Annotated in this window: 8 protein-coding genes; all 8 read left to right on the top strand. The window is 63.4% G+C overall.

From position 1 onward, the window contains the following. Positions 1-487 (top strand): hypothetical protein (locus tag VGH54_RS27990; RefSeq protein ID WP_331515399.1); only part of this gene is annotated, 487 nt, incomplete at its 5' end. Then, positions 480-1,115, top strand: a complete 636-nt coding sequence (locus VGH54_RS27985) for a hypothetical protein (RefSeq protein ID WP_331515398.1) — start codon at positions 480-482, stop codon at positions 1,113-1,115. The genes VGH54_RS27990 and VGH54_RS27985, both read left to right, overlap by 8 nt. Positions 1,116-1,132: 17 nt before the next feature. After that, positions 1,133-1,552 carry a hypothetical protein gene (locus VGH54_RS27980; protein WP_331515397.1) on the top strand — a complete coding sequence of 140 codons (420 nt, stop codon included), beginning with the start codon at positions 1,133-1,135 and terminating at the stop codon, positions 1,550-1,552. Between the two features lie 106 nt (positions 1,553-1,658). Continuing rightward, complete coding sequence (locus VGH54_RS27975) at positions 1,659-3,449, top strand: hypothetical protein (RefSeq protein ID WP_331515396.1); 1,791 nt, start codon at positions 1,659-1,661, stop codon at positions 3,447-3,449. A gap of 70 nt (positions 3,450-3,519) precedes the next feature. Continuing rightward, positions 3,520-5,283 (top strand): hypothetical protein, encoded by a 1,764-nt coding sequence (locus tag VGH54_RS27970; protein WP_331515395.1) that lies wholly within the window; start codon positions 3,520-3,522, stop codon positions 5,281-5,283. 781 nt (positions 5,284-6,064) lie between these two features. After that, a complete protein-coding gene (locus VGH54_RS27965; protein ID WP_331515393.1) occupies positions 6,065-6,385 on the top strand; it encodes a hypothetical protein in 321 nt (106 codons plus the stop codon). 78 nt (positions 6,386-6,463) lie between these two features. After that, positions 6,464-6,709, top strand: coding sequence for a hypothetical protein (locus VGH54_RS27960; RefSeq protein WP_331515392.1), 246 nt, complete (start codon positions 6,464-6,466; stop codon positions 6,707-6,709). Positions 6,710-6,982: 273 nt separating this feature from the next. Continuing rightward, positions 6,983-7,510 (top strand): hypothetical protein, encoded by a 528-nt coding sequence (locus VGH54_RS27955; protein WP_331515391.1) that lies wholly within the window; start codon positions 6,983-6,985, stop codon positions 7,508-7,510. Positions 7,511-7,591 lie beyond the last annotated feature (81 nt).

Raw genomic sequence — 7,591 nt, 5'->3', positions numbered from 1 at the left:
GGTTTTCAAGTTCCAAGGTTTGGACCAGGAAGACGAGCAGCGCGAAGCGGCTCTCTTGACTGGTTACGTCGACAACGCGTTGATGACGGTCAACGAGGGCAGGGACGCGCTGAACCTGCCCCGCTACCCGCACCAGAACGCTAACGAACCGTTCCTGTCAACACCAACCGGGCCCGCGTTCCTAAACCCGGACGCGGAACCGATCGGGCTGCCGGGGAACTTGCCCTCAGCACCGCAAAATCACGACGGGTTCCAGCAGAAGACAGAGGTTCCAGCCAAGCCGGAGCCGGTCGAGGGTGACGACCAAACTCAGCGTGCTGAGCAGAAGGCGTTCCTGACGTTCGCCGCTAAGCGCGCAGGTAGTGACCGGTGGCGCGATTTCCAGTTCAAGGCGCTCTCCGTGAACGTTGGGGAGGCTGCGAATCGGCTGGCCGCTGCTGGCGACCTGGATGCGTGCAAGGCGTTGTTCGCCCTTAGCGATGGCTAACGTGCAGGTCAGGGCCCTCATGGCCCTGGCCCGCGCTCACGTCGTCAAAGCTGATGCGACGTCGTCGCTGGCGGCCTGGTTCGGATCGCCAGCCGCGATCTCCGCCGACCAGTTACCGACCTATCTGATCGCGGAAATGGTCGGCACCGGAATTTCGTATCGCGCCGCACGTGAGGCTGGCGCACTCGGACTGTCGGTTCGGCTCACCGGCCGGTCACGGTACGGCTCCCCCGCCCCACGGGACGGGATGTCGCTGATGCGACGTACGGCCGGCGAAGAACCGGAAATGCGGGCCAGATACGTCATGGCCGCTGCACGCAGACTCACCGCGGACGACTCCGACGCCGCGATGAAGCGGGAACAGAACTACCTCGCCATGCACGTTGCGGCCGGACGGAAACGTCGCGCCGCGGCAGCCCTGGTCGACGTGGTCGCATCACATTCCGCCACCGGATTTTTAAGATGGAACACCATGCATGACGACCGCGTAGACGGCCGCTGCGCAGCCCTAGACGGGCGCCTGTTCACCATTGGCAACCTGCCCGACGGCGGGGCCATACCGGGGGCGCTTCACCCCCGCTGCCGTTGCTACGCCACCGCGTGGGGCGGCGCACCACTACGCACATAACCGTCTGGAGGCCATGCGTGTCTGATGTTCCCGCGCATGATCAGCAGACCACCCACCACTACCTCATGCACTACCCGGAACACCCCGAACGCACCGGTGATCCACACTACAAGGATTTCGACACATTCCGGCGTCACACAAAGGCCACCGCGCGCTGCCAGTTCGCCACAGACACCGGCGACAACGGCGAATGCCACGGCGGCCTCGAGCTCCACCACTCACACATCGAGTTCAGTCTCCAAAACGGCGTCGACCTGGCCCGGCTCGAACACGCCTACCCGGGGGTTTCCAACCCGGACGAAATCGGAGCGTGGATCGAAACAGCTGAGAATCTGGTCTGGATGTGCGCAGGCCATCACCGCGGACCCGGTGGCGTCCACACGGCCGCCGCGGCCGACTTCGAAGCCTCGAAATTCGTCCGCAGGTTAATCACCTAGCTGTCGTCAACGCCGAACAATCAGGCCGTTTCCGCAGGTCAAAGCACCCATGCGGCCGTCTTATGAGTGGGGACAACCCACCCGCATCTAAGGAGCACGGACCCACATGGATATGACTTCGGTGTTCGCGGAGATCATCAAGTCCACCCCCCAGGAAGACGGTTCGCTGCTGGTCTACGGCAAGGCGACTGACAGTTCCCTGGACCTGGACCAGCAGAGTTGCGATGCCGCTTGGCTGTCCCGCGCAATGCCGGAGTGGTTCAAGATCGGTAATGTTCGTGAGCAGCACCGGTCCGATAGTGCTGTCGGCAAGGCCACTGAGTATGAGGCCAAGGATGATGGCCACTACATCACGGCCCGCATTGTCGACCCGGTAGCGAAGGCGAAGACCGAGGCGGGGATCTTCACCGGCTTCAGCATCGGCATCAAGTCGCCGCGGATCGTGAAGGACAAGGCTGCCGCGAACGGCCGCATCACCGACGGCCAAATCGTCGAGATCAGCCTCGTTGATCGGCCCTGCAACCCGAACGCCACCCTCACCATGTGCAAGGCCGCTTCGGCCGGCTGGGAAGGCGCCCCCGCTGACCTGGACGAGGACCGCGGCCTGGTCAAGTGCGAGGAACTGACCATTGACGAGAGCGTCGAGAAGACCACCGACGTTGACCACCTCGAAGCGCCGGCCCCCGGGCAGGTGTGCGCGGACTGCAACGAGGACGGCCACCTGAACTGCGGCCCGACCGACAAGGCCGCCGACGCGATTGACAGCGTCGAGGAAGCCCAGAAGGTTGCCGATGACCTCCTCAAGAACTCCGAAGGCGCCGCCGACACGGTCGAAATCGTCGTCGCCGACAAGGCCGAGGCGCCGGCCGACGTCGAGAAGGCTGCCGACGTCGTTGAACCGGAGTTCGACCGCGAAGCCGCAATCGCGCTAGTCAAGTCCGCCGCAGACGGTCTCGGCCAGGACGAGTCTGGCGACATCTCCGGCGCCAACCAGGCTATCGCGTTGATCGCCCAACTGGTCATCTCCGAAGCGCAGGATCTCGCCAAGATGCCCGCCCAGGGCTGCGACATCCACCTGTTGATGTCCGCCGTGGACGCGCTGCGCTGTTTCTCCAAGCGCGAGCAGGCCGAACAGGGCGGACTCGACCCCGACGGCATGATCCTCCTCGCCGCCGAAGCGGATGTCGAGAAGGCCGAAACCGTCGAGAAGGCCAAGTACACGGCCGACGAGAAGCGCCAGCTGCTCGCCGACGGTAAGGCGATGAAGGGCCCGAACGGCGAACCGGACTACCCCATTGCCGACGTCGAGGACCTTGAGGCCGCCATCCGCGCGGTAGGCCGCGGCAAAGAAGACCACGGCGACATCCGCGCCTTCATCAAGAAGCGAGCCGCCGCCCTCGGCAAGTCGGACCTCATCCCAGACGGCTGGGACAGTGGCAGCAGCAAAGCCGCAGAGCTCGACGCTGTCGAGGCCGACACCACCAAGACTGTCGAACCCGACGCGGCCAAGGCCGTAGGCGCGTTCGACGAAGACGTTCTCCTCAAAGCCCTCACGGGCCTCCTTGAGAAGAACACTGATTCACCGCTGCAAGAGCTGTTCAAGTCCATCGCGGTTAAGGCGACCACGGAACTCGTTGAGGAATCGGCAAAGTCCGCCGCAGAGGCGACCAGTGATCTGGCCGCGCGGTTGGAGAAGGTCGAGAGCATGGCGACGCCCGGCGGACCCGCACTGCGACGGACTGAGGTTGAGCGAGTCAACGCCCGCAGGAACGACCTGGTCATGGAGGCGGCCCGCTACAAGTCGATGGCCGGCAACTCTGAGGACCCGGATCTGCGGAAGGGCTACGCCACGAAGGCGGCCCAGCTTGAAACGGAAATTAAGGCCCTCGCGGCCTAACCGTTAAAACCACATTCTCGGAACCCCAGGTAGGCGCTCGGGGTTTTCCCTTCGTTGATAAGGAAGCACCATGCCAATTCCTCGCACCGCCGATATGTTCGGCGACGCCGCGAGCTCGGTGGAGATCGCCGAGCGCTTCGAGGCGTACAAGGCTGAACTGAACAAGTCGGCGGAGAACCCGATGCCGGCCCCGGGCGCCCCGACCATGGACCTGCCGGTTAACCAACTGGCCCAGCTACAGAAGTCCCTCGGTTCCGACCAGGTCTCCAAGGCCCTGTCTCCGGAGCTGCTGGCGTCGGTCCGCGAGTCTCTGGCCCACGCTGACATCCAGAAGGACATCCTGGCTGGCAGCGGCGGCCAGCTTGGCGGCACTGGCGGTTTGCAGGCGTACGACCTCGAGGCGCCGGCCAAACTGCTCACGCCCCGCCCGACTCCGCTGCGCAACCGCATCGCGCGGCGCCGCGGTGTTGGCACGGCCCACCAGTTCAAGCGGATCACCGGGTTCACCGGTACCGGAACTGGCGGGGTTGGCCTGATCCGTCCGGGCATCACCGAGTCGACCACCAATCAGTTCGGCGGCTCCAACGGCCCGAACTACCTGCGTGGACCGAAGATCCAGTACGCCGGCGACCAGGCGTCCGTGCCCTACATGCAGTACTCCGTGTCTGACCAGGTCAGCTGGGCCGCGCAGTTCTCCGGCCAGGGCTACCAGGACATTCGCCAGCTGTCCCAGACCAGTGTTCTGTACGCCTCGATGCTTCTCGAAGAGCGCATGCTCCTCGGTGGCCGTGGCACCGCTGGTAGCTTCGTCGGCGCACTCGCGTCGCCGGGCGCAACTGTTGCGGCGCGCGCCAAGGCTGGCGCCGAGGTTGGTCAGACCGCGTTCATTCCGACCCTGTACGTGTGGGTCACCTCGGTGGGAGTCTGGGGCGAGTCGGTTCCCACGGTACTCACCAGCACGGCGCTGTCGGCGACCACGACCAACGTCCTGGATGTCACCATCCCCTCGGTGTCGGGCGCTCTTGGTTACAGGGTCTATGCGGGTACCACCAACACTGCGGCCGGCGTCTTCCTGGCCAACGTCTCCAGCTCGGGTGTGGCCGCTCCTGGCGCCCCCGGCACCGTGCCCGGTTCTGGCGTTGTCACCATCAACTTCAACGGTGGCGGCACTGGCGGCGCCCCGAACTCGGGCACTGCGGCGCTCGTTTCGTTCCCGAGCGGTTCCGTGGACAGCTCGGCGTCGGCGACTGACTACGACGGCATTCTGTCCTACTGCCTCGGCCCGCAGTCCGGCTATGTCAAGAACATTGCCGGCGTGGCGAACGGCAGCGGTGCGGTTGGCTCGCTGAACTCGGCCAACCCGGGTTCTGAGTTTTTCAACGCCTTCGCCGCCATGTACGACGCCAACAAGGCGGACCCGGATGAGGTGCTGGCGAACGGCAACGACCGCAAGCAGCTGTCCGACCTGCTGAAGACCTCTTCCAGCTCGAACTATCAGATCAGCCTCATCAATGCGCCCGGCACCGAAGGCGCGCACAACGCGCAGGTCGGAAGTTTGATCACCGGACTGCAAAATGAGGTCACCGGCAAGATGGTGAACCTCACGGTCCACCCGTGGCTGCCGCAGGGCACCATGCCGATTCTGTCTTGGACGCTGCCGCTGCCGGACTCCAATGTCTCGGACACATTCGCGGTATACAACGTGCAAGACTATTCCGCCATTGAGTGGCCGGTCACGCAGTTCGCATACGAGACCAGCTCTTACTGGTACGGTACTTTTGTCTGTTACGCTCCGGCGTGGCAGGGTGCCATCACTGGTATCACGAAGGTTTAGCGTTGCTTTGGCGCTGCCCCGGCACTTTACCGGGGCAGCGCCAAAGACGTTGTTCGTGTTTCTGTTGGAGCGGCCAGGTAGTATAGGCAGTAAGGACCCCGGCGCCTGCTGAAACAGGCCCGGGGCGTGGCCGACTGGTTGGAGTCGACATGTCAGATACTACCCGCACGCCGGCGGAGCGCCAATGCCGTCACGCCTGAACGCGGAAGTCGCCCAAGCTGTCATGCGGGTTGCCAAGTTCGAGCCACTGGTTCCCTACCCGGGGAATCGACGGCCCTGGTTGTGTCGATGCTTGACGTGCGGGTCTGAAGTGGCGCCGTATTACATGAACGTTCAGCAGGGGCGCCGCGGATGCGCGACCTGCAAGTCGGCCACCCTACGTTCCCTGCGAACGACCCCCGATGATCTCGCAGTACACGATATGAAAGCTGCGAGCCTGGAGCCCTTGGAGGCGTTCCCGGGGGCCAATAACCCCTGGCATTGCCAGTGCGCAAGGTGTGGCAAGCGGTCGACGCCGACGCTGACGAAGATCAGGACGCGCGGGGGTGCGTGCAAGTGGTGCGCCCGCAACAGTCCAGTTGATCCCGATGCCGCCGAATCCGTTATGCGGGCAGTCCGGCTGGAACCCCAAGTCCCGTTCCCCGGGGCAAACACCCGCTGGCACTGCCGCTGCCTAGACTGTGGCGTTCAAGTTTTTCCGACGTACACCACGGTCCGGATCGGTGGCGGATGTCGCGCATGTGGCACTCGCGGAGGCTTCAAGCCTGGCAAGCCGGCAATCGTGTACCTCATATCCCATGAAACTCTTAATGTGGTCAAGGTCGGCATAGGAAACGTCGACGCCGACCGCCTGGACCGACACCGCAGGAACGGCTGGCAGGTCGTCGCCGTCGTCCGCGTATCCGGCGAACTGGCCCCGGTCATCGAGAGGAACATCCTTGACTGGTGGCGCACTGACCTGGGCCTTCCGCCCTTCCTCAGTGCGTCGGAGATGCCTCGGCGGGGTTGGACTGAGACAGTGGATGCAGATGGGATAAATATCCCGGCCACGGTCGAGCGGATGCGGGCCCTCGCCAGGGCGACTCCGCCAAAGGTCGCCTAGCGGCCACGCACTCCCCCAAGGGGCATCACGGACTGGTTCCGGGTGCCCCTTCTCTATGCCCACCGGAAGGTTCATCGCATGCCCGAGGAGACGCAGCCGCCGAAGCGTGGCCCCGGTCGTCCCCGTAAGACTCCTGCGGCGAAGCCCTTGGTGGCCGATAGCGGGCCACCGGCAACGGACGAGTGGAAGACCACGTCGTCCGCGCCGCCAGCGGATGAGCGGATTGGCCAGAAGGTAGCCGATGACCGTTGGACCTCTATCGGCTTCCCCGATGGCCGGGAGTATCGCTGCGAGAACGGCGTGATCGTGGAGAGGGTCAACTGATGTCGCGTCTCCTCTCCCCCGATGACGCCTGCGTGCGGGTTAACGTGCCCTTTGGTCGCGGCCAGCAGTACACCGGCAGGACCATCGACGTGTCCGACCCCAATCACATCCGCGCGTTGAAGTCCGCTGGCTACACGATGGCCGGCGTGGCTGGCACCCCGGCCCGTACTGCTGGCTTCAAGTGTGAGTGCGGGTTTGCTTCGTTTTTCCGCACCTGTTCACGCTGTGGCGCCGAATGTGACCGTCCTGATCTAGTCGCCTAGGAGGCGCCCCGTGGCAACATCGGATTACCTCGATAAGCAAGTTAAGATTTACAAGTTTTCTCAGTATACGCAGACTACGGTTTCGGCGTTTTCGACTCAGTTTAATACTGACTGGGCTTCGGTTCTGGGTGGGACTGTGCAGTTGTTGGCTACGTCTGCGCAGCCGTTGCAGGCTATTTTTATTGTGCCGAATTCGGGTGGTCAGGTTTTTTATCTGAACAACGCGGTTCCGCGGACGCCTACTGATGGTGTGACGACGAACTTGTCGACGACGGTGACGTCTGCTACGGCGTTTTTCAATCAGTCTGATGTTGGTGCGTCGATCACGGGTACTGGGATTCAGGGTTCGACGACTATTGTGTCGGTGACGAACGCTACTACTGCGGTGTTGTCCTCGCCGGCTACGGCTAGTGCTGGTTCGATTTCGTTGACGATTACCCGGGTTGGTGGGGATTACATCGGCTACAACCAGTGGGTGGGTTGGCAGGTTATTCCGGCGTGGCAGATGTCGAGCATTTATACCGCTACCGCGAACTAGGCGGTTGACGAGGGAGTCTCACCTCTGACCTGGCTGGATCCTGTAAGGAGGTGAGGTCACATATGCCTGCTGTGAGTTTGA

The sequence above is a fragment of the Mycobacterium sp. genome, from assembly GCF_036488105.1.
Taxonomy (GTDB): Bacteria; Actinomycetota; Actinomycetes; order Mycobacteriales; family Mycobacteriaceae; genus Mycobacterium.
The sequence above is the reverse complement of the archived record's forward strand: the minus strand, read 5'-3'. Positions and strand labels throughout refer to the sequence as shown.

Excerpts from the sequence above, each read along its gene's own strand:
- VGH54_RS27985 (WP_331515398.1), top strand. The coding sequence starts at position 480 with ATGGCTAACGTGCAGGTCAGGGCCCTCATGGCCCTGGCCCGCGCTCAC.
- VGH54_RS27975 (WP_331515396.1), top strand. The coding sequence starts at position 1,659 with ATGGATATGACTTCGGTGTTCGCGGAGATCATCAAGTCCACCCCCCAG.
- VGH54_RS27970 (WP_331515395.1), top strand. The coding sequence starts at position 3,520 with ATGCCAATTCCTCGCACCGCCGATATGTTCGGCGACGCCGCGAGCTCG.
- VGH54_RS27960 (WP_331515392.1), top strand. The coding sequence starts at position 6,464 with ATGCCCGAGGAGACGCAGCCGCCGAAGCGTGGCCCCGGTCGTCCCCGT.